The organism is Variovorax soli (assembly GCF_031454625.1).
GTDB lineage: Bacteria > Pseudomonadota > Gammaproteobacteria > Burkholderiales > Burkholderiaceae_C > Variovorax > Variovorax soli_A.
In genome coordinates, this window is the sequence record NZ_JAVDRF010000002.1 from 369053 (window position 1) to 395269 (window position 26217).

Annotated in this window: 28 protein-coding genes and 1 tRNA gene; 10 read left to right on the forward strand and 19 right to left on the reverse strand. The window is 68.8% G+C overall.

Annotated features, from left to right (window positions below):
• On the reverse strand, positions 1-1182 hold the full coding sequence (gene pobA, locus J2739_RS05655) for a 4-hydroxybenzoate 3-monooxygenase (RefSeq protein WP_309899402.1): 1182 nt from the start codon (positions 1180-1182) through the stop codon (positions 1-3).
• A gap of 129 nt (positions 1183-1311) precedes the next feature.
• Here pobA and J2739_RS05660 point away from each other — a divergent pair, with 129 nt between their 5' ends.
• The 5 genes from J2739_RS05660 to J2739_RS05680 all read left to right on the forward strand — a co-directional run bounded on the left by J2739_RS05660 (position 1312) and on the right by J2739_RS05680 (position 6206).
• Entirely contained in the window at positions 1312-2082 is a 771-nt protein-coding gene (locus J2739_RS05660; RefSeq protein WP_309899960.1) for an IclR family transcriptional regulator domain-containing protein, read from the forward strand.
• Positions 2083-2133: 51 nt separating this feature from the next.
• Entirely contained in the window at positions 2134-2793 is a 660-nt protein-coding gene (locus J2739_RS05665; protein ID WP_309899404.1) for a response regulator, read from the forward strand.
• Between the two features lie 85 nt (positions 2794-2878).
• Positions 2879-4192 carry an ATP-binding protein gene (locus J2739_RS05670; protein ID WP_309899406.1) on the forward strand — a complete coding sequence of 438 codons (1314 nt, stop codon included), beginning with the start codon at positions 2879-2881 and terminating at the stop codon, positions 4190-4192.
• A 70-nt stretch (positions 4193-4262) separates the two neighbouring features.
• A complete protein-coding gene (locus tag J2739_RS05675; protein WP_309899408.1) occupies positions 4263-5711 on the forward strand; it encodes a DegQ family serine endoprotease in 1449 nt (482 codons plus the stop codon).
• Between the two features lie 144 nt (positions 5712-5855).
• Complete coding sequence (locus tag J2739_RS05680; protein WP_309899410.1) at positions 5856-6206, forward strand: hypothetical protein; 351 nt, start codon at positions 5856-5858, stop codon at positions 6204-6206.
• Between the two features lie 332 nt (positions 6207-6538).
• Here the strand turns inward: J2739_RS05680 and xylB are convergent, their stop codons facing one another.
• The 11 genes from xylB to J2739_RS05735 all read right to left on the reverse strand — a co-directional run bounded on the left by xylB (position 6539) and on the right by J2739_RS05735 (position 16330).
• A complete protein-coding gene (gene xylB / locus J2739_RS05685; protein WP_309899412.1) occupies positions 6539-8005 on the reverse strand; it encodes a xylulokinase in 1467 nt (488 codons plus the stop codon).
• Positions 8006-8025: 20 nt separating this feature from the next.
• Positions 8026-8961 (reverse strand): AraC family transcriptional regulator, encoded by a 936-nt coding sequence (locus tag J2739_RS05690; RefSeq protein WP_309899414.1) that lies wholly within the window; start codon positions 8959-8961, stop codon positions 8026-8028.
• A 23-nt stretch (positions 8962-8984) separates the two neighbouring features.
• Positions 8985-9773, reverse strand: coding sequence for an L-iditol 2-dehydrogenase (locus tag J2739_RS05695; protein ID WP_309899416.1), 789 nt, complete (start codon positions 9771-9773; stop codon positions 8985-8987).
• Positions 9770-11188 (reverse strand): D-arabinitol 4-dehydrogenase, encoded by a 1419-nt coding sequence (dalD, locus tag J2739_RS05700; RefSeq protein ID WP_309899418.1) that lies wholly within the window; start codon positions 11186-11188, stop codon positions 9770-9772. Before dalD ends, J2739_RS05695 begins: the two co-directional genes overlap by 4 nt.
• 13 nt (positions 11189-11201) lie before the next feature.
• The gene (locus J2739_RS05705) at positions 11202-12233 is read right to left on the reverse strand and encodes an ABC transporter ATP-binding protein (RefSeq protein ID WP_309899420.1); all 1032 of its coding nucleotides are present in this window, start codon (positions 12231-12233) and stop codon (positions 11202-11204) included.
• Between the two features lie 11 nt (positions 12234-12244).
• Positions 12245-13069: a carbohydrate ABC transporter permease gene (locus J2739_RS05710; protein WP_309899422.1), complete on the reverse strand. Its 825-nt coding sequence runs from the start codon at positions 13067-13069 to the stop codon at positions 12245-12247.
• 10 nt (positions 13070-13079) lie between these two features.
• Positions 13080-13910, reverse strand: a complete 831-nt coding sequence (locus tag J2739_RS05715; RefSeq protein ID WP_309899962.1) for a carbohydrate ABC transporter permease — start codon at positions 13908-13910, stop codon at positions 13080-13082.
• Between the two features lie 137 nt (positions 13911-14047).
• Positions 14048-15358, reverse strand: coding sequence for an ABC transporter substrate-binding protein (locus J2739_RS05720; RefSeq protein ID WP_309899424.1), 1311 nt, complete (start codon positions 15356-15358; stop codon positions 14048-14050).
• A gap of 165 nt (positions 15359-15523) precedes the next feature.
• A complete protein-coding gene (locus J2739_RS05725; protein ID WP_309899426.1) occupies positions 15524-15763 on the reverse strand; it encodes a hypothetical protein in 240 nt (79 codons plus the stop codon).
• A 121-nt stretch (positions 15764-15884) separates the two neighbouring features.
• A complete protein-coding gene (locus J2739_RS05730) occupies positions 15885-16121 on the reverse strand; it encodes a hypothetical protein (protein WP_309899428.1) in 237 nt (78 codons plus the stop codon).
• 32 nt (positions 16122-16153) lie between these two features.
• Entirely contained in the window at positions 16154-16330 is a 177-nt protein-coding gene (locus J2739_RS05735; protein WP_106554007.1) for a DUF3606 domain-containing protein, read from the reverse strand.
• Positions 16331-16636: 306 nt separating this feature from the next.
• On the opposite strand from J2739_RS05735, the gene J2739_RS05740 reads away from it, so the two are divergent.
• From J2739_RS05740 to J2739_RS05750, 3 genes are read left to right on the forward strand one after another with little or no spacing between them, the layout of a single operon-like run.
• Positions 16637-16840 carry a hypothetical protein gene (locus J2739_RS05740; RefSeq protein WP_309899430.1) on the forward strand — a complete coding sequence of 68 codons (204 nt, stop codon included), beginning with the start codon at positions 16637-16639 and terminating at the stop codon, positions 16838-16840.
• 21 nt (positions 16841-16861) lie between these two features.
• The gene (locus tag J2739_RS05745) at positions 16862-17560 is read left to right on the forward strand and encodes an ATP-dependent DNA ligase (protein ID WP_309899432.1); all 699 of its coding nucleotides are present in this window, start codon (positions 16862-16864) and stop codon (positions 17558-17560) included.
• 8 nt (positions 17561-17568) lie between these two features.
• Entirely contained in the window at positions 17569-17772 is a 204-nt protein-coding gene (locus J2739_RS05750) for a hypothetical protein (RefSeq protein WP_309899434.1), read from the forward strand.
• 65 nt (positions 17773-17837) lie between these two features.
• On the opposite strand, the gene J2739_RS05755 is transcribed toward J2739_RS05750, so the two are convergent.
• The 5 genes from J2739_RS05755 to J2739_RS05775 form a co-directional block, all read right to left on the reverse strand.
• Positions 17838-17913: transfer RNA gene (locus tag J2739_RS05755), tRNA-Asn, on the reverse strand.
• A gap of 81 nt (positions 17914-17994) precedes the next feature.
• Positions 17995-18909, reverse strand: a complete 915-nt coding sequence (locus J2739_RS05760; RefSeq protein WP_309899436.1) for a thiamine phosphate synthase — start codon at positions 18907-18909, stop codon at positions 17995-17997.
• 5 nt (positions 18910-18914) lie between these two features.
• The gene (locus J2739_RS05765) at positions 18915-19739 is read right to left on the reverse strand and encodes a thiazole synthase (protein ID WP_309899438.1); all 825 of its coding nucleotides are present in this window, start codon (positions 19737-19739) and stop codon (positions 18915-18917) included.
• Between the two features lie 24 nt (positions 19740-19763).
• Positions 19764-19961 (reverse strand): sulfur carrier protein ThiS, encoded by a 198-nt coding sequence (gene thiS, locus J2739_RS05770; RefSeq protein ID WP_309899440.1) that lies wholly within the window; start codon positions 19959-19961, stop codon positions 19764-19766.
• Complete coding sequence (locus J2739_RS05775) at positions 19958-21064, reverse strand: FAD-dependent oxidoreductase (RefSeq protein WP_309899442.1); 1107 nt, start codon at positions 21062-21064, stop codon at positions 19958-19960. The genes thiS and J2739_RS05775 overlap by 4 nt, the downstream gene beginning before the upstream one ends.
• Positions 21065-21114: 50 nt before the next feature.
• On the opposite strand from J2739_RS05775, the gene thiD reads away from it, so the two are divergent.
• Entirely contained in the window at positions 21115-21960 is an 846-nt protein-coding gene (thiD, locus tag J2739_RS05780; RefSeq protein ID WP_309899444.1) for a bifunctional hydroxymethylpyrimidine kinase/phosphomethylpyrimidine kinase, read from the forward strand.
• On the opposite strand, the gene J2739_RS05785 is transcribed toward thiD, so the two are convergent.
• Both J2739_RS05785 and ilvD read right to left on the reverse strand, forming a co-directional pair.
• On the reverse strand, positions 21905-23218 hold the full coding sequence (locus J2739_RS05785; protein ID WP_405053832.1) for a purine-cytosine permease family protein: 1314 nt from the start codon (positions 23216-23218) through the stop codon (positions 21905-21907). The genes thiD and J2739_RS05785 overlap by 56 nt on opposite strands.
• A 255-nt stretch (positions 23219-23473) precedes the next feature.
• Positions 23474-25168: a dihydroxy-acid dehydratase gene (gene ilvD / locus J2739_RS05790; RefSeq protein WP_309899448.1), complete on the reverse strand. Its 1695-nt coding sequence runs from the start codon at positions 25166-25168 to the stop codon at positions 23474-23476.
• A 97-nt stretch (positions 25169-25265) separates the two neighbouring features.
• On the opposite strand from ilvD, the gene J2739_RS05795 reads away from it, so the two are divergent.
• On the forward strand, positions 25266-26216 hold the full coding sequence (locus J2739_RS05795; protein WP_309899450.1) for a LysR family transcriptional regulator: 951 nt from the start codon (positions 25266-25268) through the stop codon (positions 26214-26216).
• Position 26217: the final 1 nt, after the last annotated feature.

Consider the following 26217-nt stretch of genomic DNA (forward strand, 5'->3'; position numbering starts at 1 on the left):
TCAGAAGTCCTCGAGCGGCAGCCCGACGTAGTTCTCGGCGACCGAGGTGGACGCCGCGCGCGAGTGCACCAGGTAGTCGAGCTCGGCTTCCTGGATCTTCTGCCCGAACTCGCCGGTGTCCGGGAAGCGGTGCATGAGCGAGGTGAACCACCACGAGAAGCGCTCGGCCTTCCAGATGCGGCGCAGGCACAGCTCGGAGTAGCGGTCGAGCGCCGATGCGCTGTGCTCGCGGTAGAAGACCTCGAGGGCGCGCGACAGGTAGCCCACATCGGCGGTGGCTAGGTTCAGGCCCTTGGCGCCCGTCGGCGGCACGATGTGAGCTGCATCGCCGGCCAGGAACAGCCTGCCGAAGCGCATCGGCTCGGCAACGAAGCTGCGCAGCGGCGCGATGCTCTTTTCCAGCGAGGGACCGGTCACCAGATGATCGCGGGCCTCGGGATCCAGGCGCAGGCGCAGCTCGTTCCAGAAGGCCTCGTCGCTCCAGTCCTCCACCCGCTCGTCCACCGGCACCTGTACGTAGTAGCGGCTGCGTGTCGGGCTGCGCATGCTGCACAGGGCGAAACCGCGCGGCGTGTTGGCGTAGATCAGCTCGTGCGACACCGGCGGCACGTCGGCCAGCACGCCCAGCCAGCCGAAGGGGTAGACCTTCTCGTACGTGTGGATGGCCCCGGACGGCACGCTGGCGCGGCTCACGCCGTGGTATCCGTCGCAGCCGGCGATGAAATCGCATTCGATCTCGTGGGTGGCGCCGTTCTTCTCGTAGCGCACGGTCGGGCGCTCGCCGTCGAAGCCGTGCAGGCTGACCTGCGAGGCGCTATAGATCGTCGTCAGGCCTTCTGCCTCGCGCGCGTTCATCAGGTCGTGCGTCACCTCGGTCTGGCCGTAGACCGTGACCTGCTTGCCGCCGGTCAGGCCGAGCAGGTCGATGCGGTGGCGCGCGCCCTTGAAGAGCAGCTCGATGCCCTCGTGCGGCAGCCCTTCCGCCTTAGCGCGGGCATCGACGCCGGCGCGGGCCAGCAGGTCCATCGTGACCTGCTCCAGCACGCCGGCTCGGATGCGCCCCAGCACGTACTCGCCGGTCTGGCGCTCGATGATGACGTTGTCGATGCCGGCCTTGAAGAGCAGCTGGCCGAGCAACAAGCCGGCGGGGCCGGCCCCGATGATGGCGACCTGGGTACGCATGGATGTCTCCTGGATGTTGGGCCAAGCGTAGGACGAAGGAGCCGTTCCTGCATCACCCGGCGCCATCCTCTGTGCGATGATGGGGCCGCCTGCGCGATGATCGCGCAACACCTGATTCGCTTCGCCGCCATGACCATCGCCAAGCCGGACTTCATCGAGGGCATCGCCAAGGGCATGGCCGTGCTCGAGAGCTTCGACACCGAGCGCCAGCGCCTCAACGCGACGCTGGCGGCCGAGCGTGCCGGCCTCACGCGCGCCGCCGCCCGGCGACACCTGCTCACGCTTGCTCACCTGGGCTATCTCGAGACCGACGGCAGCTACTTCTGGATGTCGCCGAAGGTGCTGCGCTTCTCGGGCAGCTACCTGGCCTCCTCGCGGCTGCCGCGCGCGCTTCAGCCCACGCTGAACCGGTTGGCTGCGCAGACGGGGGAGTCCTTCTCGGCCGTGGTGCTCGATGGGGAGGAGGCGGTCATCATCGCGCGCAGCGGCGCCTGGGGCACGCCGACCCGCGTGCTCGCCTACGGCCTCCACCTCGGCGCGCGCCTGCCCGCGCACGCGACCTCGACCGGCTGCGTCTTGCTGGCGGCGATGAACGCGGCACAGCTCGCGAGCTGGCTCAAGGGCCGCGTGCTGCCGCGCCTGACGCCGCACACCATCACCCAGGCGCGAATGCTGCGCCAGCGCATCGCCCAGGTCCGGAAGGACGACTGCTGCTTCGCCAGCGAGGAGCACGAGCTGGGCGTGCAGGCGCTCGCGGTGCCGCTGCGCGACATGCAGGGCCACACGGTGGCGGCGCTCAACGTGGTGCTGTCCGGCGGCCGTCATCAGGAAGATGCGCTGCGCCGCGACCTGCTGCCGCTGCTTTTCGAGGCGGCGCGCGAGGTGCGCGCGCTGCTCTGAACTTCGCCACCCCCTACGATCTCGAACGATCCTTTGCCGGATGACTCCACCATGCGACTGCTGCTGCTCGAAGACGATGTGATGATCGGCGAGGCCGTGCTCGACCTGCTGCGGGCCGAGAACTACGCGGTCGACTGGGTCAAGGACGGCGACGCGGCCGACACCGCGCTCAGGACGCAGCAGTACGACCTGGTGCTGCTCGACCTCGGCGTGCCGCGCCGCGACGGGCTCGAGGTGCTGCGCGCCCTGCGTGCGCGCAAGCAGCGCATGCCGGTGCTGATCGCCACCGCGCGCGATTCGGTGCAGCAGCGCATCGAGGGGCTGGATGCCGGGGCCGATGACTACGTGCTCAAGCCCTACGACCTCGACGAGCTGTTGGCGCGTATCCGTGCCTTGCTGCGCCGCGCCTCGGGCCGGGCCGAGCCGGTCTACGAGCACATGGGCGTGAGCATCCATCCGACGACGCGCGAAGTCACCGTCAATGGGCAGCCGACGGTGTTGTCGGCGCGCGAATGGGCGGTGCTCGAGCCCTTGATCGCGCGGCCCGGCATGGTGCTTTCGCGCGCGCAGCTCGAGGAAAAGCTCTATGGATGGAAGGACGAGATCAGCAGCAATGCCGTCGAGGTCTACGTGCACGGGCTGCGCAAGAAGCTCGGCGCGGACCTGATCCGCAATGTGCGGGGGGTGGGATACATGGTGCCCAAGGAATGATGCGCGCAGCGCCGGGCCGCCCCAAGCAAGCGCGCGCCCCCTCGGGGGGCAGCGAGGACACGCAGTGCCCAGCGTGGGGGCGGGCATGAAATCCTTACGCGCCAGGCTCCTCTGGTTTCTGCTTGCTGCGATCCTGCTCGCCGCCGGCACCCAGGCCTTCGTCGCCTATCGCACCGTGCTCAACGAAGCCGACGAGATCTTCGACTACCACATGCAGCAGATGGCCTTGTCGCTGCGCGCCGGCTTGCCGCCCAGTGCCGCCGTCAGCGGGCTCAGCGACGGCGAGGAGAACTTCGAATTCGTCGTGCAGGTGTGGACCATCGACGGCCAGCGCATCTTCGAATCGGCCGCGCAGGCCGCCTTGCCGCAGCGCGCGGTGTTGGGCTTCTCGAACGTGCGGGCACGTGGCACCACCTACCGGGTGTTCTCGCTTCAGAGCCGTACGCTCGTGATCCAGGTGGCGCAGGACATGGCGGCGCGCCGCCACATGGCCGGCACGCTGGCGCTGCGCACCGTCGGGCCGATCGGGCTCGCGGCGCCGCTCCTGATGCTGGTGGTGTGGTGGGTGGTGAGCCGCTCGCTGGCGCCGGTGGCACGGGTGCGCGGCCAGGTCGCGGCGCGGCAAGCCGACGACTTGTCCCCGGTGAGCGAGAGCGGCCTGCCGGAGGAGGTTCGCCCCCTGGTGCACGAGCTCAACCTCCTGTTCGAGCGCGTGCGTCGGGCCTTCGAGGCGCAGAAGCACTTCGTGGCCGATGCCGCGCACGAGCTGCGCTCGCCGCTCGCCGCGCTCAAGCTGCAGGTGCAAGGGCTGAAGCGAGCGCCCGACGAAGCCGCGCGCGAGCTGGCGGTCAACCGCCTGGCGGCGGGCATCGACCGCGCGACGCGGTTGGTCGAGCAGATGCTGGCACTGGCGCGGCAGGAAGCCAGCGCCACCGCCGAAATGCCGCCGGAAGCGGTGGAACTGCAGGAGGTCGCGCGGCTCGCGCTGTCCGACGCGATCGCGGTCGCCCAGGCGAGGCGCATCGATATCGGCATCGCCGCCGCAGACGCGGCACGGGTGCGGGGCCGACCAGAGGCCTTGCGCACGCTGCTGCGAAACCTGCTCGACAACGCCGTCAAGTACACGCCCGAGGGCGGGCGGGTCGACATCCGCATCGCGTCGCAGGCGGGCGGCGCCGAGTTGGTCGTGGAAGACAGCGGCCCGGGGCTGCCGGTCGAGGAGCGCGAGCGCGTGCTCGACCGCTTCTACCGCGCGGGCGAGCCGCAGGCGCCGGGCAGCGGCCTGGGGCTGGCGATCGTGAAATCCATCGCCGACCAGCATGGCGCAACGCTGGACATCGGCCGCTCGGAAAGCCTCCGAGGCTTGCGGGTGAGCGTGCGTTTCCCCTCCGATTTTTAAGGCGGGCCTAAGCGAAGCGGACGACATTCCTTTCATCGTGTTTTCCACTGACACATCGAAAGGAACTGCCATGAATGTCCGTCTGAACTCGCCCCGTGCTCTCGCTGTCGCTCTGGCGGCCGCCGGAGTGATCGGCGCCGTCGGCGCGGGCGCCTACACCAGTGCCAGTGCCGTGGGCGCAACGGCTGCGGCGCCTGCCGCCGCGGCGCCCCTGGTCACCATGCCCGACTTCTCGACCATCACCTCGCGCGACGGTCCGGCCGTGGTCAACATCAGCGTGACCGGCACCACCAAGACCGCGATGGAAGGCATCGATCCGGACGACCCGATGTTCGAGTTCTTCCGCCGCTTCGGCGGCCAGTTCGGCCCCCGTGGCCCGCAGCGCGACGTTCCCGTGCGCGGCCAGGGCTCCGGCTTCATCGTCAGCCCCGATGGCGTGATCCTGACCAACGCCCATGTGGTGAAGGATGCCAACGAAGTGACGGTCAAGCTCACCGACCGCCGGGAGTTCCGCGCCAAGGTGCTGGGCTCGGATGCGAAGACCGACGTCGCCGTGCTGAAGATCGACGCCAAGAACCTGCCAACCCTGCAACTGGGCAACACCAAGGATTTGAAGGTGGGCGAATGGGTGCTCGCCATCGGATCGCCCTTCGGCTTCGAGAACACGGTGACGGCCGGCGTGGTGAGCGCCAAGGGCCGCTCGCTGCCCGATGACAGCTACGTGCCCTTCATCCAGACCGACGTCGCCATCAACCCCGGCAACTCGGGCGGGCCGCTCTTGAATGCGCGCGGCGAGGTGGTGGGCATCAACTCGCAGATCTACAGCCGCAGCGGCGGCTACCAGGGCGTGTCTTTCGCGATCCCGATCGACGTCGCGATCCAGGTGAAGGACCAGATCGTCGCGACCGGCAAGGTCAGCCATGCGCGGCTTGGCGTCGCGGTGCAGGAGGTCAACCAGACCTTCGCCGACTCCTTCAAGCTCGACAAGCCGGAGGGCGCGCTGGTGTCGAACGTGGAGAAGGGCGGCCCCGCCGACCAGGCCGGCCTGCGCTCGGGCGACGTCATCCGCAAGGTCGATGGCGAGCCCATCGTCTCTTCGGGCGACCTGCCGGCGCTGATCGGCCAGAAGAAGCCCGGCAGCCGCATCACACTGGACGTGTGGCGCCAGGGCGAGCGCCACGAGATCAGCGCGCGCCTCGGCGATGCCAGCGACAAGACGAGCGCCGTGGCCAAGAATGACGCCGGCGCCGGCAACGGAAAGCTCGGCCTTGCGCTGCGACCCTTGCAGCCGCAGGAAAAGCGCGAGGCTCATGTGGACAGCGGCCTGCTGATCGAAGATGCAGGCGGCCCCGCGGCCCTGGCTGGCGTGCAGGCCGGCGACGTGCTGCTGGCGATCAACGGCACGCCCGCCAAGAGCGTGGAGCAGGTTCGCGAGGTGGCGGCGAAGGCCGACAAGTCGATCGCGCTGCTGATCCAGCGCGACGGCGACCGGATCTTCGTGCCGGTTCGCCTCGGTTGAGTGCAGGGCGCCGCAACTGCGGCGCCCTTCACGCTATTTCCCCCTGCCTACCTCAGCTGGAGGATGCATCGTGCGAAAGTACCTTTGTCGATCATTATTCAGCTGTAACAATTCGTTGAAACAGTTGAATAAGAGGTTTCCCCCATGGCACTGCGCGATCTTGCCCTCACGGTTCTCGAACTCGAACCCAATGAATTCCATTGGGTGCTGATGGAGGCTGTGCAGGCGGACTCCGACGAGTGCCTGGTCTATCGGCCGGTGGACTCCTCGACCCAGGGCCTGCCCGATTATTCGGAGGCCCTGATCCAGGGCGCATCGGCGCTGCGTGTGGTGCAGGGCCTGGCGCCTTTCGGCAAGCCCCCGGCGCCGATGGGCATCGGCGATGAGGGCGAGGCGCCGCCGCCGGTCACGCGGCACGCTGCTGCGCACGACCCGCAGGAGCCTCCGTCCGACGCGGATTCCTGCCTGTTCACCACCGATCACTCGATCCTCTAGGGCCTATCGGCCCTGCGTCCCGAAATGCAGCGCGGTGACCGCGATCACCTTGGCTGCGTGCGCGCGGATCGTTCCCTGCTGGGACACGCCGCGCAGCACCAACAGGGGCGGCCGGGGCGGTTTGCACGGCGGGGTCGGGCGTGCCTCGATGCAACTGCGCGCAGAAAAGGGCGCCCGGCACCGGGCCGCGAACTTGAAGAAGGAAGGCATGCAGCGAAGGTAGCTGCCGCGGCGCCCTTGGCCCATCCGTCAAAGGTCGCATCGCGGCACAGCCGGGCGGCATACGCCGAAAGCGCGGTCAATGGGCCGGTACTTCGGCGCGGCGCGGCAGCTCATTCATTCCTGGCGCCGAAGAGCGGGCGCAGCCCAGCGTAGAGGGCCTTGGAGCGGGCGTGCCGGGCGCGAAGCCAATCAGCCGGCGCGCGATCGGACTCGAAGCGCTGCCGCAGCTGGGGGCGGCGGCAGACCTCGGCCAGGCTGCCGCCATCGGCGAGCCAGGCGAGCCGCGCCGCGCCGAGTGCGCCACCGGCCTCGCTGCCTTCGCAGATCGCCAGCGGCGTCTCCAGCACATCGGCCAGCAGCTGCGCCCACCAGGTGCTGCGCGCGCCGCCGCCGACCAGCACCAGGTCCCCGGCCGGCCGTGCGAGGGTGTCGAGGCCGTCGCGTAGCCCGAAGCTCACGCCTTCGACCACCGCATGCGCGATGTCCGCCGGGCCGTGCGCATGCGTCAGGCCGAACAGCACGCCTTGCGCGTCGGCATCGTTGTACGGCGAGCGCTCCCCCGACAGGTAGGGCAGGAACAGCGGAGCGCGCTGCCGCGCCTCGTCGCCGAGCGAAGCGGCCGCGGCCAGGAGCGCCGCCTCGTTGCCGAGACCGAAGCTGCGCGCGGCCCAGCTGACCGCGCTGGAGGCGGACAGCATCACCGACATCTGGTGCCAGCGTCCCGGCAGTGCATGGCAGAAGGCATGCACCGCCGCCTCGGGACGAGGCTCGAAGCGCTCGCCGCCGATGAAGATCACGCCCGAGGTGCCCAGGGAGACGAAGCCCTGTCCCGCTTCCACCAGTCCCATGCCGACGGCGCTGGCCGCGTTGTCGCCACCGCCGCCGGCGATGGTCACGCCCGGCGCCATGCCCCAGCGCTGGGCCAGTTCGGCCTTGAGTCGCCCGGCGGCAGCGCTGCCCTCGACCAGCCGCGGCATCTGCGCACGCGACAGGCTGCACGCGGCCAGCAGTTCGTCGGACCAGTCGCGCGCGCCCACGTCCAGCCACAGCGTGCCCGAGGCGTCCGACATGTCGCTCGCGAACTCGCCGCTCAACATGAAGCGCAGCCAGTCCTTGGGCAGCAGCACATGCGCGACGCGCGCGAACAGATCGGGCTCGTGCTCGCGCATCCACAGCAGCTTGGGCGCGGTGAAGCCCGGCATCGCGAGGTTGCCGGCGATGGCGGCCAAGCGGGGCACGTGGGCGGCGAGGTCGCGGCACTGGGCGGCGCTGCGCCCGTCGTTCCAGAGGATGGCGGGGCGCAGCACCCGGTCCTGCGCATCCATGGCGACGGCGCCGTGCATCTGGCCCGACAGGCCGATGGCGCGCACCGCCGAAAGCGCTGGCGCCTCCCTGCGCCGCAGCTCGGCCATGACCGCCTCCAGCGCTTCCCACCACTGCGAAGGCGCCTGCTCAGACCACAGGGGCGCGGGCCGGTCGACCGTGAGCGGCGACCGCGCCAGCGCGACGATGCGGTGGTCCGGCGCCAGCAACAGCGCCTTCAGCTCCGAAGTGCCGAGGTCGAGTCCGAGGTACAAGCGCGGGTCCCTTGGCGTTGTCAGCCGCTGCCGAAGCGGTGGTCGCTCTGGCGCCGGAACTCGGTCGGCGTCATGCCCTTGATCTCCAGGAAGCGACGGTTGAAATTGGCGACGTTGTTGAAGCCGACCTGATAGCAGATGTCGGTCACGTAATGGTCGGTCTGCATCAGCAGGTGGCAGGCGCTGTTGATGCGCACGCGGTTCACGAAATCGGTGAAGCTGTTGCCGGTCGAGCGCTTGAAGAAGCGGCTGAAGCGGCTCTCGCTCATGCCCAGCTCGGCGGCGATGTCGGCCATCACGATCGGCTCGGCCAGGTTGGAGGTGATGCGGTCGACGATGACATTGATCTGGTCCACACCGGCATCGCCTTCCACGCCCTGCATCTGCACGTTGGAGAGCAGCCGGTAGTCGGTGCACTGCGCGAGATCGGCCAGGTAGCCGCAGAAGAGCGCGAAGCGGCGCAGCCCGCGCGCACCCTTGACCGCGTCCCAGTGGGCCTGCGCGCGCTCGGCGAGCCCGAAGAACTCGATGCCGTGGCGGGAGCGCTCCAGCAACTGCATCACCTCCTGCAGCTCCGGGATCTCCGCTGCCGCGCGTTCGATCGGCTCGTGGCGAAACTGGATCACGCGGTCGCGCCCGGCCGCGCCATCCGCCGGCGCGTCGAGCGAGATCCAGTTGTGCGGCAGGCGCGGACCGCACAGCACCAAGTGGCCCGGCTGGAAGGGACCGATCCAGTCCCCGATGAAGGCCTTGCCCGAGGTCTCGGTGATCAGGTGCAGCTCGTACTCGTCGTGGAAATGCCAGCGCACCAGCGGGCTGGGGAAGCCATGGGCCAGGCAGCGCACCAGGCCGGTCTCCTCGGGCGCCTCGTAGCCGAGCGAGGGCGACCGCGTGATGTCGCGTTCGAGCTCGGGTCCGCGGTGTCGGGGCAGGTGGCGTTGGCGCACCGATGTCATGGAAGGCTTCCTTCGATCTACCTTCAGCTCATGACGTTACCACCGTCGACGTTGAGCGTCTGCGCGGTGATGTAGCGGGCTTCGTCGCTGGCGAGGAACACGGCGGCGCCGGCAATATCGCCCGGCGTGCCCATGCGGCCCAGCGGCACCTCGAGGCCGACCCGGCGCTTCTTCTCCCCCGGCGCGAGGCCTTCGTAGCGGGCGAACAGCGCATCCACGTGCGCCCACATCGGCGTGTCGACCACCCCGGGCGCAATGGCGTTGACGCGGATGCCCCGCGGCGCCATCGCCAGCGCCGCGCTCTGTGTGTAGCTGATGACGGCGGCCTTGGTCGCGCAGTAGTGCGAGACCAGCGCCTCGCCGCGGCGGCCGGCCTGCGAGGCCATGTTGATGACCGAGCAGCCCGCCTCGCCGTGAGCCACCATGTGCTGCAGAACGCGCTGCATGACGAAGAACAGCGCCTTCACGTTGACCGCGAAAAGCCGGTCGAAGGAGGCCTGGTCGCTCTCCAGCAGCGGCGCCATGTCGAACACCGCGGCGTTGTTGACCAGGGTATGGATCGAGCCAGCGGCGGCCTGGGCCGATTCGAGCAGTTGCGCGACCGCATGATCGTCGGTCACGTCGGCCGGCAGGTAGATCACGCGGCCGGGATGGCTGCGCTGAAGGTGCGCCACGCCATCGGAGGGCGCGGGCGAGCGATCGACCAATGTGCATCGAGCGCCCTCCTGCAGGCACGCTTCGGCGATGGCGAGGCCGATCCCGCCGCCGGCACCGGACACGAGCACATGACGTTGCGCGAGACGGCTGCTCATCTGCTTTTCTCCTCGATGAAGGTGCGCACGCGCTCCGAGGCCGCGCGTACCGCGTCGACCAGGCGAAGATCGCCCGCGACATCGCCCCACAGGCCCGCGTCGCTGCACATGGCGGTGACCGGGTCGGGCGCGTCGCAGATCGCATGGGCCACTGCCTCATCCATGCCCTGGTCCTGGTACCTGTAGGGCAGCGTGCCTGCATGCCAGCGGCGCAGGAAGAACAGGAAGAGGGCGGGCAGCACCGCGACGCCGGCGATGCCCTCGCCGCGCGCCAGGCGCTCGCGCACCGTGGGCGCGATGAAGCCGGGAATCTTGGAGAAGCCGTCCATCGCCACGCGCTGGTTGGTGTCGCGGATCGCGGGGTTGCCGAAGCGCTCCAGCACCACGTCGCGGTAGGCCGGCAGGTCCACCGGGCTCGGGTGGCCGGGTGTGTCCAGGCACGGGATCACGTCCTCGGTCACGTAGTCGAAAGCCATCCGACGGATCGCCGGCGTGCGCGTGCCTTCGTGGATGTACTGCAGGCCGACCAGCGTCCCGGCCCAGGCGATGCAGCTGTGGCTGGCGTTGAGGATGCGGATCTTCGCCTCCTCGTACGGCGCCACCGAATCGACCAGCTCCACGCCCACGCGCGCCCAGTCCGGGCGGCCGTGGATGAAGTCGTCCTCGATCACCCATTGGGTGAAGCGCTCCGCCGTGACCGGTGCGGCGTCGTCCCAGCCGGTGGCCTCGCGCACGCGCGCGCGCAACTCGGGCGGCGGGCGCGGCGTGATGCGGTCGACCATCGCGTTGGGGCAGGTGGTGTTCTCGCGCACCCAGGACGCCAGTGCAGGCATGCCGGCCTCTTCGATGAAGGCCAGCAGGCCCTGCCGGAAACGCCGGCCGTTGTGGCGCAGGTTGTCGCAATTGAGCAGCGTCACCGGGCCGGCACTGGCGTCGTGTCGCGCGCGCAGGATCGCGCAGACCGCGCCGTAGATCGTCTGTCCAGCCTCGCCGCGCCGGGCCCGCGCGAGGTCCTCGGCCAGCTCGGCGGCGCCCGTGTCGAGACGGTCCTGCGGATCGAGGTAGTAGCCGGCCTCCGTGACGGTGAAGGACACGATGCGCGTGCGCGGATCGGCCCCGCGCGCGACCACCGCCGCCAGCGACGGCTCCCAGGGCAGCACCTCGCGGATGGCGCCGATGCGCTGGTAGCGGTAGTCGCCGGCCGGTGAGACGGTCTCCACCGTGTAGCAGCCGTCCTGCGCCCGCAGCGTGGCCAGCAGCTCGGCCATGTCGGGCCGCAGGTTGGCGCCCGAGAGCGACCAGCGGGCGTCGCCGGCCTCGATCAGCTGCTGCAGGTAGACCGCCTGGTGGGCGCGATGGAAGGAGCCGAGTCCGAGATGCAGGATCACGAACTCCGAAAGAAGCGGAAGGGACATGGGACGAAGCAATTCAGGCGGCGACCGCACGGCCTTCCCGGTTGAAGAAATGCAGCACCGAGGGATCGAGCTCCACGGTCACCGCGTCGCCCGGATGCAGCGGCGTGCGCTCGTTCTGGCGGGCGATCAGCGGCACGCCGGCGACGTCCACGTGGATCAGCGTGTCGGCTCCGAGCGCCTCGACCAGCTCGACGCGCGCGGGCGCGCCAGGCGCGGCGCCCGGGTGTACGCGCAGGCCTTCCGGCCGCACGCCCAGGAAGCCGTCGGTCGGCAGCCGCCCGTTCACCTGTGCGGCGAAGCTCGGGATCGCGCGGGCCTGCACCATGTTCATCGAAGGCATTCCGATGAACTGGGCCACGAACTGGTTGGCAGGCCGGTCGTAGAGTTCCATCGGCGTGCCGACCTGCTCGATCAGGCCGTCGCGCAGCACCACCACGCGGTCGGCCAGCGTCATGGCCTCGACCTGATCGTGCGTCACGTAGATGCTGGTGGCGCCGAGCGCGCGGTGCAGCTTGCTGATCTCCACGCGCGTGTTGCCGCGCAGCGCCGCGTCCAGGTTGGACAGCGGCTCGTCGAACAGGAAGACCTTGGGCGCCCGCACGATCGCGCGGCCGATCGCCACGCGCTGCCGCTGTCCGCCCGAGAGCTCCTTGGGCGTGCGGTGAAGGTACTGCGTGAGGTTCAGCGTCTTGGCCGCGTGGTCGACCTTGGTCTTGATCACGTCCTTCGACACCTTCGCCAGCTTGAGCGCGAAGGACATGTTGTCGAACACACTCATGTGCGGATAGAGCGCATAGCTCTGGAACACCATGGCCAGGTCGCGCTTGCCCGAAGGCGTGCGCGTGATGTCCCTGCCGTCCAGCGACAGCGTGCCGCTGGTGATGGGCTCGAGCCCGGCGATCAGGCGCAGCAACGTCGACTTGCCGCAGCCCGAGGGGCCGACGAAGACGACGAACTCGCCCTTGTCGATCTGCAGGTCCACGCCCTTGATGACGTGGGTATCGCCGAAGCTCTTCTTGATGTTGTCGAGTTGGAGGTAGGCCATGGAGAAGTCCTTTACTTGACGGCACCGAAGGTGAGGCCCTGCACCAGCTGTTTCTGGCTGAACCAGCCGAACACCACGATGGGTGCGATGGCGAGCAGCGAGGCGGCCGAGAGCTTGGCCCAGAACAGGCCTTCGGGACTCGAATAGGAGGCGATCAGCACCGCCAGCGTGCCCGCCTTGGCCGAGCTGAGGTTGAGCGCCCAGAAGGCCTCGTTCCAGCTCAGCACCAGGCACAGCAAGCCGGTGGAGGCGAGCCCGCCGATCGACAGCGGCATCACCACGTGGCGGAACTCGGTCCACAGGTTGGCGCCGTCCATGCGCGCGGCTTCCAGGATCTCGGGCGGGATGTCCTTGAAGCTGGTGTAGAGCATCCACACCATGATCGGCAGGTTCGACAGCGTGAAGACGATGGTGAGCGCGGTGCGCGAGTCGAGCAGGCCGGCGGTCTGCGCGAGCACGTAGATGGGCACCAGTGCGCCGACCGCCGGCATCATCTTGGTCGAGAGCATCCACATCAGGATGTCGCGCGTGCGCCGGGTGCGGAAGAAGGCCATCGAATAGGCCGCCGGTGCCGCGATGAGCAAGCCCAGGATGGTGGAGCCGATGCTGGTGATCAGCGAGTTCTTCGCGAACAGGAGGTAGTCGCTGCGGCGCTGCACTTCCGAAAAGTTGTCCAGCGTCGGCTCGAAGACGAAGAGCGGCGGCACGTGGATCGCCTGCAGCTCGGTCTTGAAGGAGGTCAGCACCAGCCAGCCCAGCGGGAAGAAGAGCAGCAGCGAGACGGCCCAGGCGCCGGCGGTGCGCAGGACGAGGGGGATGACACTGTCGGTTTGCATGTGCTTCCCCTCAATCCAGGCTCTTGCCGATGATGCGGATCAGGAAGGCCGCCACGATGTTGGCCAGGATCACCGCGAACAGCGCGCCCGCCGAGGCTACGCCGACGTCGAAGTTCATCAGCGACTGCTTGAAGATCATGTAGGTGAGGTTGGTGCTCTCGTTGCCCGGTCCGCCATTGGTCGTGACCGCGATCTCGGCGAACACCGAGAGCAGGAAGATCATCTCGATCATGATCACCACCGCCATCGGCCGGGCGAGGTGCGGAATCGTGAGGTAGCCGAAGCGCTGCACCGCACTCGCGCCGTCCATGCGCGCGGCTTCCATCTGCTCGCGGTCCAGCGACTGCAGCGAGGTGATGAAGATCAGGCAGGCGAAAGGCAGCCACTGCCATGCCACCATGATGATCACGGACAGCAGCGGCACGTCGGTCAGCCAGTCGATCGGCTCGGCGCCGAAGGCGCGCCAGAGGTCTGCGAGCACGCCGTAGATCGGGTTCATCATCATGTGCTTCCACAGCAGTGCGTTCACCGTGGGCATCACGAAGAAGGGCGAGATCAGCAGCACGCGCACGATGCCGCGGCCGGGGAAGGGCTCGTTGACCAGCAGCGCCAGCAGCACGCCCAGCACCACGGTCGACACGATCACGCTGCCGATCAGGAGCAGGGTGTTCCACACCGCCGGCCAGAAGTCCGGGTCGGTGATGAAATATTGGAAATTCTCGAAGCGGGCGAAGGGGTGGTCGCCAGGCTGCATCAGGTTGTAGTTGACGAACGAGAAGTAGATCGTCATCGCCAACGGCACGATCATCCAGAGGAAGAGCGTGAGCACCGCCGGCGCCATCAGCAGCCGGGGCAGGAAGCGGTCGCTTGCGGTCTTCTTGTTCTTCTTCTTCCCGCTCTGGGAGAAGCCGGGAAGCGGGGCGGCGGTGTCCGCGCCCGGTGCCCGGCCCTCCCCGGCGGGGGAGGGCGTGAGGGTGCTCACTTGTAGTACCCGGCCTTCTTCATCTCGCGCTCGGCCGCCGTCTGCGAGGTCTTGAGCGCCTGGTCGACGCTGGTCTTGCCCGAGAGCGCCGCGCTCATCTGCTGGCCCACCGCGACGCCGATGGCCTGGAACTCGGGGATGGCGGCGTACTGCACGCCGACGTAGGGCGACTTCGGCAGCGTGCTGTCGTTCGGGTTGGCGGTATCGATCGCCTTCTTCTCGGCTTCGGCGAAGCGCGCCGCCTTCATGAACTCGGGCGTGGCATAGGTCGACTTGCGCGTGCCGGTCGGCACCGCGTTCCAGCCCTGTTCCTTGGCGACCAGCTTGATGTAGTCCTTGGAGGTCGCCCACTTGATGAAGGTCTGCGCTGCGTCCACCTTCTGCGAGCCGGCGGGGATCGCCAGCGCCCAGGCCCAGAGCCAGTTGGCGCCCTTGGGCGTCACAGCGACGGGCGCCTGCGCGAAGGCCACCTTGTCGGCCACCTTGGATTGCTTGGGGTCGCTCACGAAGGAGGCGGCGATGGTCGCATCCACCCACATGGCGCACTTGCCTTCGTTGAAGAGGGCGAGGTTCTCGTTGAAGCTGTTGGCCGAGGCGCCGGGCGGGCCATAGGCCTTCATGAGGTCGACGTAGAAGGTGATCGCGTCCTTCCAGGGCTTTGTGTCGATCTGCGGTTTCCAGCTCATGTCGAACCACTGGCCGCCGTTGGTGTTGACCATGGTCGTGAGCAGGGCCATGTTGTCGCCCCAGCCCGGCTTGCCGCGCAGGCACATGCCGTAGACGCCGCTCTTGGGGTCGTGCACCTTGCCGGCCAGCTCCTTCACCTGCGCCCAGGTCGGCTGCTCGGGCATCTTGAAGCCCACCTTGTCGGCCAGGTCCTTGCGGTACATCAGCATCGAGCTTTCGCCGTAGAAAGGCGCGGCGTAGAGCTTGCCGTCGGCCGACAGCCCGGTGCGCATCGCCGGCAGCAGGTCGTCGACGTCGTAGGCAGCGTCGGTGGCGATGGGATGGAGCCAGCCCTTCTTGGCCCAGATCGGCGTCTCGTACATGCCGATGGTCATCACGTCGAACTGGCCGCCCTTGGTGGCGATGTCGGTGGTGACGCGCTGGCGCAGCGTGCCTTCCTCGAGCGTGACCCACTTGAGCTTGATGTCGGGGTGCGCCTTCTCGAAGACCGGCGTCAGCTTCTGCATCTCGATCATGTGGCCGTTGTTCACGGTGGCGACGACCAGTTCGGTCTCGGCATGGGCGGCCAGGCCCGCGCCGGCGAGCGCGAGCACCAGTCCCGCCTTCAGAAAACGCTTCATGGGGATGTCTCCTTGTGGTTGGCGACGAGGCAGTCGCTTCAACCGATTCTGGAGACCTTGGCTTGCAGGATTGGTACTCGAATCGACGATTTCTGTACTCGGATGCACTGATTGATCAGTGACTTCCCTAATTCAAGCAAGCAGAGATGGACGACGGCGCTTCGCTCAAAGGTCCAGCGTGTCCTGCAACTGGCCTTCCAATGCCTTTTGCCCCTTGGCGGTGATGGCCAGGACCTGAGCCGGCCTGTGGCTTTCGCATCCGCTCGGCAGGGACTCGGCGGGCGGAATGAAGGCGCTGACCAGCTCCGCGGCGCGCAGGACGCGCAGCTTGTCGATCTCGGCGGGTGCATAGATCGTGCATGGCAGCGGCTGCTGGGCGATCTGCCGAAGAAGCTCCATCGGCATGGGAGGCCTCCTTTCATGAAGGGCAGTTCAATTCTGCGCAAACATCGGCGTGGCGCAAGAGGGCGCCTGACGCGCGCGCCCGCGTGCTGCACTGCAGCGAAACACTTGCTGCGGGGCAGCCTCAGACTTCGTGGACCTCGGCCCGGCTGTCAGCCCAATGGACGGCCTGCTGCTCCGCGTGTCGAAGTGCTTCCGCCTCGGTGCGGCAAAGGTCGGAGTCGTTCATCAGCTGCACCTCCTTTTCGCTGGGGAATCCGAGCTGCCGGATGACGACCGGCCGGAACCGGCCCGGGCGCTCCTTCTCGGCCCTGCAGAGAAAGTGATAGCCCCTGTACACCAACACGACGTTCCTGGACATCGCTGGCTCCATGCCGCCAATCCTTGCTGCTGCTACTTCCCGAGGTATTGGCGGACGGCCTCGACCGAAGTGCCTGCGGCGGCGACTGCCGCCCTCAATTGCGCCTCGCTGACGCCCAGCTCTTTCGTCCAGTAGCGAAGCTCGTGCGTCTCGCTGACGTTGATGCGCGACCGATCCTGCGGGCCGCGGTTGCTCAAGTCGTCCGGCATGCTGTGTCTCCTGTGCGTTTCTGTATTTGGAGTGTTGGCGCGGGGCAAAAGTGCCGGCGACGGACGCGGTCGCGAGGCCTTGCGGGAAGGCGCCTGACACGGGGGACGGCCGGGAGATGCGCGGCCCGTCGGCAACGAGCGGGCCTCGTCGTGCGCGGGAGCGAATGCGTCGATGACTCCTGAAGACAGCAATGGCCCGCGTGCGGAATTCTTCTGGCTTTTCGAGACAGGGCGCCGAGCCCCTGTCTGACGGCGCAGCGGCAGGCGTGCCGGGTAGCGTGGATCGATTCGTGCAAGGAATCGACCATGCCAACGACTCGACAAGCACAAGCCAAGAGCGACGACCGCGACGACAAGCGCGTCTTCCGCTGGGGCGCGATCATGGTGATCGTGCTGGTGGTTCTCGCCGTCCTCGCCTTTTTCCTGCTCTCGAAATCCAGGGAGCGTTCACCCGTCATGCAGGAGCAGACGCAGCAGGCGCCGCAGAAGCCCGCGGCGCCGCCGCAGTAGGCGAGGCGTCTTGCCCGTGCCATGGTCCGTCTCCAAGACTTCAAGCCCATGCTGGTGTCGGAGCGCTCGATGGGTCTCCACGAGCCGGGGTGGATCTATGAGCTCAAGTACGAGGGCTATCGCGTGACCGCCGCGTTCGGCAGCACCATCGTCCAGCTGAGAACGCGCCATGGGGCCGATGCGACCAAGTGGTTTCCCGAGATCAGCGACAGCCTGGCCGAGGTGGGCGGCGGTCCGTGCGTCGCCGACGGCGAGATATGCGTGCTGGACGACCAAGGCCGAAGCGATCTGAAGGCACTCCAGGAGCGGGCCCGCCATCGCTGCTGGTACCTGGGGGCCAGGGCGGTCGTCTACTGCGTGTTCGACCTTCTGGTTCATCGCGGCGAGGACATCACGGCCCTGCCGCTGATGCTGCGCAAGGCCGCGCTCGGGCAACTGTTGGTGGAACCCCCCTGGGGCATCCTCGTGGTGCCTTACGCCGAAAAAGGAGGGGCGCATCTGCTGAAGCTGGCGGGAGGCCTTCCCGGCCACCAGGCGTTCATCGCGAAGCGCCGCTCGAGCATCTACCTGCCCGGTCTGCGGACCAGCGAATGGGTCAAGGTCAAGCCCAAGCCACCTCGGGAAAGAAGGACCCACGACCCAGCCGGCGCTGCCGCGGTCATGGCCTGTGCAGCCAGCCCTGGCAGCTCGAGCTGGACGCGAAAGAGGCCGAAGCCGTAGAGGTGCCTATGCCGGAGCTGGACGCCGAGTTTCACTACAACGGTCACGACGTCGTGATCGCCTGCATCGAGCGAGGCCGGGCCTGGCACTGGTCGTACGTCTTGGACGGCACGTCCCGCTTCGAGTTGGAAGGGACCGGCTTGGCCTCGAGCGATCTCGCCCTACAGGAGGCGACCAGGGATGCGAAGGAGCGCATCGACCAACTGCCTTAGGCGAGGCCGTTCGGCTCCACAGGAAAAAAGCCCTGCTACCGAATTCGATAGCAGGGCTCTCAATGTGGCTCCTCGACCTGGGCTCGAACCAGGGACCTACGGATTAACAGTCCGGCGCTCTACCGACTGAGCTATCGAGGAACAAGCCTCAGATTATAGCGTGACTTTTCGGCCCTCCCGGCGGGGTCGCATTGCCCTGCCCGGGTGCGCTAAAAAATTTTCTCAGGCTTCCATGGCCTTCATCAGCCGGGCTGCCGCGGCCTCGGGATCGGCCTCGGCCACCAGCGCCCGCACTACGGCCACCGAGCCCACGCCGGTCGCCAGCACTTCAGGCAGCCGCCGGGCGTCGACGCCGCCAATGCCGACTTGCGGATAGCCGCGCATCAATCGCGCGTATACGGCCAGGCGCGCCACCCCCTGCGGCGCGGTGGCCATTTGCTTCAGCGTGGTCGGGTACACCGCGCCCATGGCGAGGTAGCTCGGGCTCACGGCGTCGGCGCGCACCATCTCCGCGTACCCATGGGTGCTGACGCCCAGGCGGAGGCCGGAGTCGCGGATCGCCTGCAGCTCCTGCGGAGCCAGAGCGTCGAGATCCTCCTGGCCCAGGTGCAATCCGTAGGCCCGCGCCTCGATGGCGGCTTGCCAGTGGTCGTTGATGAAGAGCAGGGCGCCCGTGCCGCGCACCGCCTCCACGGCCGCGTGCACTTCGCGCTTCACCGCATCGGCATCGCCGGACTTGAAGCGCAGCTGCACCGTCGGCACGCCCGCGCGCGCCATGCGTCCCACCCAGGCGCCGTCGGGCAGCACGGCGTAGAGGCCGAGCTTCTCGGGGCAGGGCGGGAACGCATCGGCACGGGCCGACGGGGGGAAGGGGCGCATGCCGAAATCGGCCGGGTGCTCGGGCCAGGCCTGGGCATCGAAAGCGCCGGTGCGCAGGGTCTGCGCCTGCCAGGCGCGGGACAGGCACTCGGCATCGACCTCGATGAAACCGAGCGCCGCGCAGGCGGTCTTGGCGCCACGGTACACCGCGTCCTCAGAAGAGAAGGAGCCTGGGCGGTCGCCTGTCTCGCCGAAGCGAGCGGCATGCGCCGCCACGATGGCGCGCGCGACGTCGTTGGGGTCGTTGATGGCGCTCATCGCGGTCATTGAGCGTTGGCGTGATGCCAGAAGGGCGTGCCCAGCACGGGCGTGCTGGGTTGCGCGGAATCCTGTGCGGTCATCGCGCCCGCCAGCCGCGCGCTGCGGCCGGCCTGCACCGCGTCGGCAAAGGCACCGGCCATCGCGACCGGGTCCTGCGCGAGCGCCACGGCGGTGTTGAGCAGCACGCCGTCGTAGCCCCATTCCATCACCTGGCAGGCGTGCGAGGGCAGCCCCAGGCCGGCATCGACCAGCAGCGGCACCGCGAGCCGCTCGCGCAGCACCTGCATCGCATAGGGATTGACCGGCCCGCGGCCGGTGCCGATGGGCGCGGCCCAGGGCATCACGGCCTGGCAGCCGACATCCACGAGGCGCTGGCACACCACCAGGTCCTCGGTGCAGTAGGGCAGCACATGGAAGCCGTCGCGGATCAGCTGCGCGGCCGTCTCGACCAGGCTGAGGGTGTCGGGCTGCAGCGTGTAGTCGTCGCCGATCAGCTCGAGCTTGATCCAGGGCGTGTCGAACACCTCGCGCGCCATCTGCGCGGTGGCGATCGCCTCCTGCACGCTGTGGCAGCCGGCCGTGTTGGGCAGCACCGGCACGTCCAGGCGCCGCAGCAGGTCCCAGAAGCCGTTGCCGTCGCCATTGCCGGCCGTCGGGGCCTGGCGGCGCAGCGAGGCGGTGAGCATCGCGGGGCGGGCGCGCCTCACCGCGGCTTCGAGCACGTCGGGCGAGGGATAGCGCGAAGTGCCGAGCAGCATGCGGCTCTGGAAGGCCTGGCCGTAGAGCACCAGGGGATCGGCGGCGTTCGTGTTCGTGTTCGTGTTCATGTCCATGATGGGTGTGTCTCCGGTTCAGCCGCCCGTCACCGGGCGGATCACTTCGATGCTGTCGTCGGGATGCAGTACATGCGATGCGTAGTTCGAGCGCGGCACGAACTGGCGATTCACTGCAGCGGCAAAAGGGGGCTTCGCCTCGATCAGCGCGATGGCGTCGGCCAGCGTGGCGTTGTCGGGCAGCGTCTTGGCGTTGTCGTTGATCAGGACGTTCATGGTGCCATCTCCTCCAGGCTGGGCGCCAGCGCAAAGCGTTCGGCCAAGGGCGAGCGGCCTTCGCGCAGCAGCTCCAGCGCCACGTCGAGCATGACCGGCGCGATCATGAAGCCATGGCGGTAGAGGCCGTTGATCTGCATCACGCGGGCGCGCGGCTGCCGAAATGCCGGCAGGTTGTCGGGCAAGGTTGGGCGGCACTGCGTCGCGACCTCGAGAATGCGCGCTTCGGCGAAGCCGCTGTGCACCGCGTAGGCCGCGCTCAGCAGCTCCAGCGTGGAGCGCACGCTGGCCGGCGACATGTCCTCGGACTCGATCTCGGTGGCGCCGATCACGTACACCCGGTTCGGCTTGGGCGCGACATACAGCGGGTAGCGCGGATGCACCACGCGCATTGGCCGCGTCAGCGCCACCTCGGGCGCATGCACGCGGATCACCTCGCCGCGCACGCCGCGCAGCGCGCTCCACTGCGGCCGGGCGCCCAGGCCGCGGCAGTCGATCACGCGTTCGCCCTCGGCCGGCTGGAAATCGTCGAGGCTGCGCGGCGTGTGCCAATGCAGCTCGACGTTCGGCAGGGCTGCCAGCGTGGCGAGCAGGGACGCGAGCAGCTCGCGGTTGTCGAGCTGGGCTTCCTCCGGCAACAGGAGGCCCTGCGCGAAGCGACGGCCCAGCGCGGGCTCCAGCGCGGCGATGCCGGCAGCGTCCAGCGTCTTCATCGGCGCCAGCTCGGGCACGAGCTCACCGGTGCGGGTCATCATGCGTGCGAGCCGCGCGGCCTCGGCCGCATCCTGGCGATGCCACAGCACCAGCGTGCCTTCGCGCTGGAAGAACACGGGCTGCGCCAGCTCGCCCAGCAATTCCGGCCAGCGCGTGAGCCCGTAGTGCCCCATGCGCACCACCGTCGGCGGTGCCACGGCCGATTCCGCCAGCGGTGCCAGCATCGCGGCCGCGACGCGCGCGGCCGATCCGTCGGCATCGGGCCCGCCGGCATCGAAGAGCTCGACGCGGCAGCCGGCGCGCGCCAGCGCCAGCGCCAGCAGGCGGCCCATCAGCCCGGCGCCGAGGATCGTCGCCGAGTCGAAAGGAAGGGTTCTGCGCGCGGTCATCGATTCGTTCTCCTGTAGTGCCCGTGGTGGCGTGGACCATAATTTTCGGCATGACCCCAGCAACTTACCGCTATGCGCGCGTGCTCTCGATCGCCGGTTCCGACAGCGGGGGCGGCGCCGGCATCCAGGCCGACCTCAAGACCTTCTCGGCCCTGGGCTGCTACGGCATGACGGCCATCACCGCGCTGACGGCGCAGAACACGGTGGGCGTCTCCGGCATCCACGGCGTGCCGCCGGAGTTCCTCAAGGCCCAGATCCGGGCGGTGGTGGAAGACATCGGCGTCGACGCGGTCAAGCTCGGCATGCTGCATGCCCCCGAGGTGGTGGAGGTGGTGGCCTGGGCGATCGACCACTACAAGCTGGACAAGGTGGTGCTCGACCCGGTGATGGTGGCCACCAGCGGCGACCGCCTGATGGCCGCCGAGACGGTGCAGGTGCTGGTGCGAGAGCTGTTCCCGCGTGCGACCGTGGTCACGCCCAACCTGGACGAGGCGGCGCTGCTGGTCGGCCACGCCGTCGACGGCGTCGACGCGCTCGACGGGGCCGCGAGCGAACTGCTCGCGCTGGGCGCGCGCGCCGTGCTGCTCAAGGGCGGCCATTTGCCGGGCAAAGATGTGGTGGACCTGCTGGCCGAGGCCGACGGCGAACGGCTGCGCCTGGCGTCCGAGCGCATCGCGAGCCGCAACCTGCATGGCACCGGCTGCACCTTGTCCTCGGCCATCGCGGCGCACCTGGCGCTCGGCTATGCGCTGCCGGAGGCGGTCGAGCGCGCGCGCGGCTACGTGGTGGCCGCGATGGCAGCCGGTGCGGATGTGCAGGTCGGTGCGGGCCATGGACCCCTCAACCACGGCTTTGCACCAGTGCCGACGGTCCGCCTGCCGCTGCCCGGCGCGTGAACCAGGCCAGCACGAAGGTGAAAGCCAGCGCGGGCACGGCCGCACCGAGCTGAGGCGCCCATCGGGCGCAGCCGTGGTAGAGCGCGATGCCCGCGATCCAGATCAGCGCGGCGCCCAGGTCCACGCGGCGCGTGCCCGCCGACGCCGGTGCTTCGCCCGTGCCCAGGCGCCCGAGGATCACGCCGTAGAGGGGCACGAAGACCGAGCTCAGCAGCAGCAGGAAGGGCTCCAGCGTGTGCATCGGCAGCACCAGCGCGAAGCCGATGCACAGCACCGCGAGCAGGAGGCCCCAACGCTTCACGCTCCAGCGCGGCTGCAGGCTGTGGGCCGAGACCGAGCCCGAGTAGACGTCGCCATAGGCGTTGTCGAGCTCGTCGATCAGGATCAGGCCCAGCGCCACCAGGCCGCCCTGCGCCAGCAGCAGGGCTGTGACCAGGTTGCTGCCCGGCTCGGCCGCGCTCGCCACCATCACGCCCAGGCCATAGCACCAGATGTTCGCCAGCGCATAGCCCAGCCAGGTGCCCGAGAAAGCGCCGCCCAGCCCGCCGCCGCTGCGTCGGCCGTGGCGCGCGTAGTCGGCCACCAGCGGCAGCCAGGAGACGGGCATCGCGATCACCAGGTCGAGCGCGCCGAACAGGCCCATGCTGCCGTCGCCCGGGCGCGACCAGAAGGCCTCCAGCCCTTTGGCCTGCAGCTGGACTGCGAACTGCCAGCTGAGCCACAGCAGCGACAGCAGCACCAGCGGCAGCCCGAAGCGGCTGACGAAGCGCCGCACCAGCGTGACCATGGAGCCCGCCAGCAGCGCCAGCAGCACTGCGCCCCACAGCAGCGTGGTCAGCACGCCGCCGAGGCCGCTCTCGAGCGCCCCCCCGAGGGCCTGCTTGCCGATGGCCTGCGTGCCCTCGCGCATGATCACCAGCTCGAAGGTGGTCCAGCCGATCAGCTGCACGATATTGAGCACCACCGGCAGCCGCGCGAAGGCGCTGCCGTAGGTCGCATGCATGAGGCCGGCGCTGGCGAGGCCGCTTTCGCAGCCCAGGCGCGCGGTCCAGGCCAGCAGGCCGGCGCCGATGCAGGAGCCCAGCACGATCGCGAGCAGCGCGTCGCGCGTGCCGACTGCCGGCACGAGGTAAGCGCCGATCTGCATGACCAGCAAGCCGACGCCGAGGCTGAACCACAGCGACAGATGGTCATGCCAGCGGAACACGCGCCCGCTTTCGGCGAGCGGCGTGAGCGCTTCATTCGTTGCGGAAGTCATTGCCATCCATTTGCTCCGTTGCAAAGTGTTTGGCAGGTGGGCGAGGCCACGGCGACACGACCACCGCGCGACAAGGGGCGAAGACGCGGCGGCCGCCGGACCAGCTTCCCTGCGCGAGGATTACCTCAGTCAGGTTCAAAGGGACTCTCTCAGCCGGCCTGTGCGACCTTGGGCCGCGGGCTGGCACCCCTAGCGTTTGCTTCAGTCGGTCTGGCGAAGCAGGGCCATTGTAGGCCCGTCGTCACGGGCGCCGGCTCAGAACTTGTCGAGCACCGCCCCCGAGCTCGCGCTCGAGGCATTGAAGGCGAACTTGGCCTGGACCCCGCGCGTGTAGCGCGGCGCCGGCGCCTTCCAGCCCTCGCGGCGCTTGGCGATCTCGGCCTCGGGCACGTTGAGCTCCAGCTTCAGCTGGTGCGCGTCGATGGTGATGGAGTCACCCTCCTTGACGAAGGCGATGGTGCCGCCGGCCGCGGCTTCGGGCGCCACGTGGCCGACCACCATGCCCCACGTGCCGCCCGAGAAGCGGCCGTCGGTGATCAGGCCCACGCTTTCGCCCAGGCCGGCGCCGATCAGCGCGCCGGTGGGGGCCAGCATCTCCGGCATGCCGGGGCCGCCCTTGGGGCCGAGGTAGCGCAGCACCATCACGTCGCCGGCCACGATCTTGCCGTCGAGGATCGCCTGCAGCGCCGACTGCTCGTCGTCGAAGACGCGGGCCGGGCCGGTGATGACGGGGTTCTTCAGGCCGGTGATTTTCGCGACCGCGCCCTCGGGCGACAGGTTGCCCTTGAGGATGGCGAGGTGGCCCTCGGCGTACATCGGGTTCGCGATCGTGCGGATCACGTCCTGGTCCGCGCGCGGCTGGTCCGGCACGTCTTTCAGCACCTCGGCGATGGTCTGGCCGGTGATGGTGATGCAGTCGCCGTGCAGGAGGCCGGCGTTCAGCAGGATCTTCATGACCTGGGGGATGCCGCCGGCCTGGTGCAGGTCGACCGCGAGGTACTTGCCGCTGGGCTTCAGGTCGCAGATCACCGGCACCTTCTTGCGCATGCGCTCGAAATCGTCGATGGACCATTCCACGCCGGCCGCGTGTGCGATGGCGAGGAAGTGCAGCACCGCGTTGGTCGAGCCGCCGGTGGCCATGATCACGGCCACCGCGTTCTCGATCGCCTTCTTGGTGACGATATCGCGCGGCTTGATGTCCTTCCTGATCGCCTCGATCAGCACCTTGGCCGATTCCTTGGCGGAATTGGCCTTCTCGTCGTGCGGATTGGCCATGGTGGAGGAGTAGGGCAGCGAGATGCCCAGCGCCTCGAAGGCCGAGCTCATGGTGTTGGCGGTGTACATGCCGCCGCAGGAACCGGTGCCGGGGATGGCGCGCTGCTCGATCTCCTTCAGGTCTTCGTCGCTGAGATTGCCGGCCGCGTTCTGGCCCACGGCCTCGAACACGCTCACGATGTTGAGGTCCTGCCCCTTGTAGCGCCCGGGCAGGATGGTGCCGCCGTAGACGTAGATGGCCGGCACGTTGGCACGCAGCATGCCCATGAGGCCGCCTGGCATGTTCTTGTCGCAGCCGCCGACCACGAGCACGCCGTCCATCCACTGGCCGCCGACGCAGGTCTCGATGCAGTCGGAGATCACCTCGCGGCTCACCAGCGAGTACTTCATGCCCTCGGTGCCCATGGCCATGCCGTCCGAGATGGTGGGCGTGCCGAAGACCTGGGCGTTGCCGCCCGCTTCCTCGATGCCGGCGATGGCGGCGTCGGCCAGTTTCTGCAGGCCGGAGTTGCAAGGCGTGATGGTGCTGTGGCCGTTGGCCACGCCGACCATGGGCTTCTTGAAGTCGCCCTCCTGGTAGCCCATCGCATAGAACATCGAGCGGTTGGGCGCGCGCGACTTGCCTTCGACGATGTTGGCGCTGCGGCGGTTGATCTGGATTGCTTTGGTGTCCATCGTGTCTCTGCTCGTGGGGAATCGGGGAGCACAAGTATCGGACGATTGACTGATTGCTTCCAATCCGATTTTTGATGCCGATTGATATGCTCGGTGTATGAGAGAAGCCTCCATCGAGCTGCGCGCCTGGCGCCAGTTCCTCGCCGTCGCCGAGGAGCTGCACTTCGGCCGCGCGGCGCAGCGCCTGCACATGACCCAGCCGCCGGTCACGCAGGCGATCGCGCAGCTCGAGAAGACGCTGGGCGTCGTGCTGTTCGACCGCACGCGCCGCCGCGTCGCGCTCACGCCGGCCGGCGAGGCGCTGCTGCCCGAGGTGCGCGAGCTGCTGGCGCGCGCACAGGCGCTGCCCGGGCGCGCCCGCGCGGCGGCGGCCGGCGAGCTGGGCCGGGTGCGGCTGGCCTTCGTCTCGACCATCGGCTTCGAGCGCCTGCCGGCCTGGGTGCGCGAGTTCAGACTGCAATGCCCGGAGGTCGCGCTGGAGCTGGTCGAGGCGACCGGCGACGTGCAGTTGGAGGGCTTTGCGCGCGACGAGATCGATGCCGGGCTGATGCTGCATTCGCCCGGCTTCGCGCCGCCGGGCCTGGAGCGGCTGGCGGTGTCGGAGGAGCCGCTGGTGCTCGCGCTGCCGTCGCGGCATCCGCTGGCGCGCCGCGCCAGGCTGCCGCTGGCGGAGGCGCTGGCCGAGCCGCTGGTGATCTTCCCGCGCCGCATCGTGCCGTCCCTGCACGACGCGATCTTCGGCCTCTACCACGCGGCCGGCCGCGCGCCCCAGGTGGCGCAGGAGGCCATCCAGATGCAGACCATCGTCAACCTGGTCTGGGGCGGCCTGGGCCTCGCCTGGGTGCCGGAGAGCGTGACGCAGTTTCGCCGTGCCGGCGTGGTCTACCGCGCAGCGGCCGAGTTCGCACCGGCGGCGCGGCGCCGGCCGCCCGTGCTGCCGGCCTGCGAGACCAGCCTGGTCTGGCCCGCCAGCGGCGCCAATCCTGCGCTCGGGCGCTTCGTGCAGTTCATCGACGCGCAATTGCGCCACGACCGCGCGGCACAATAGC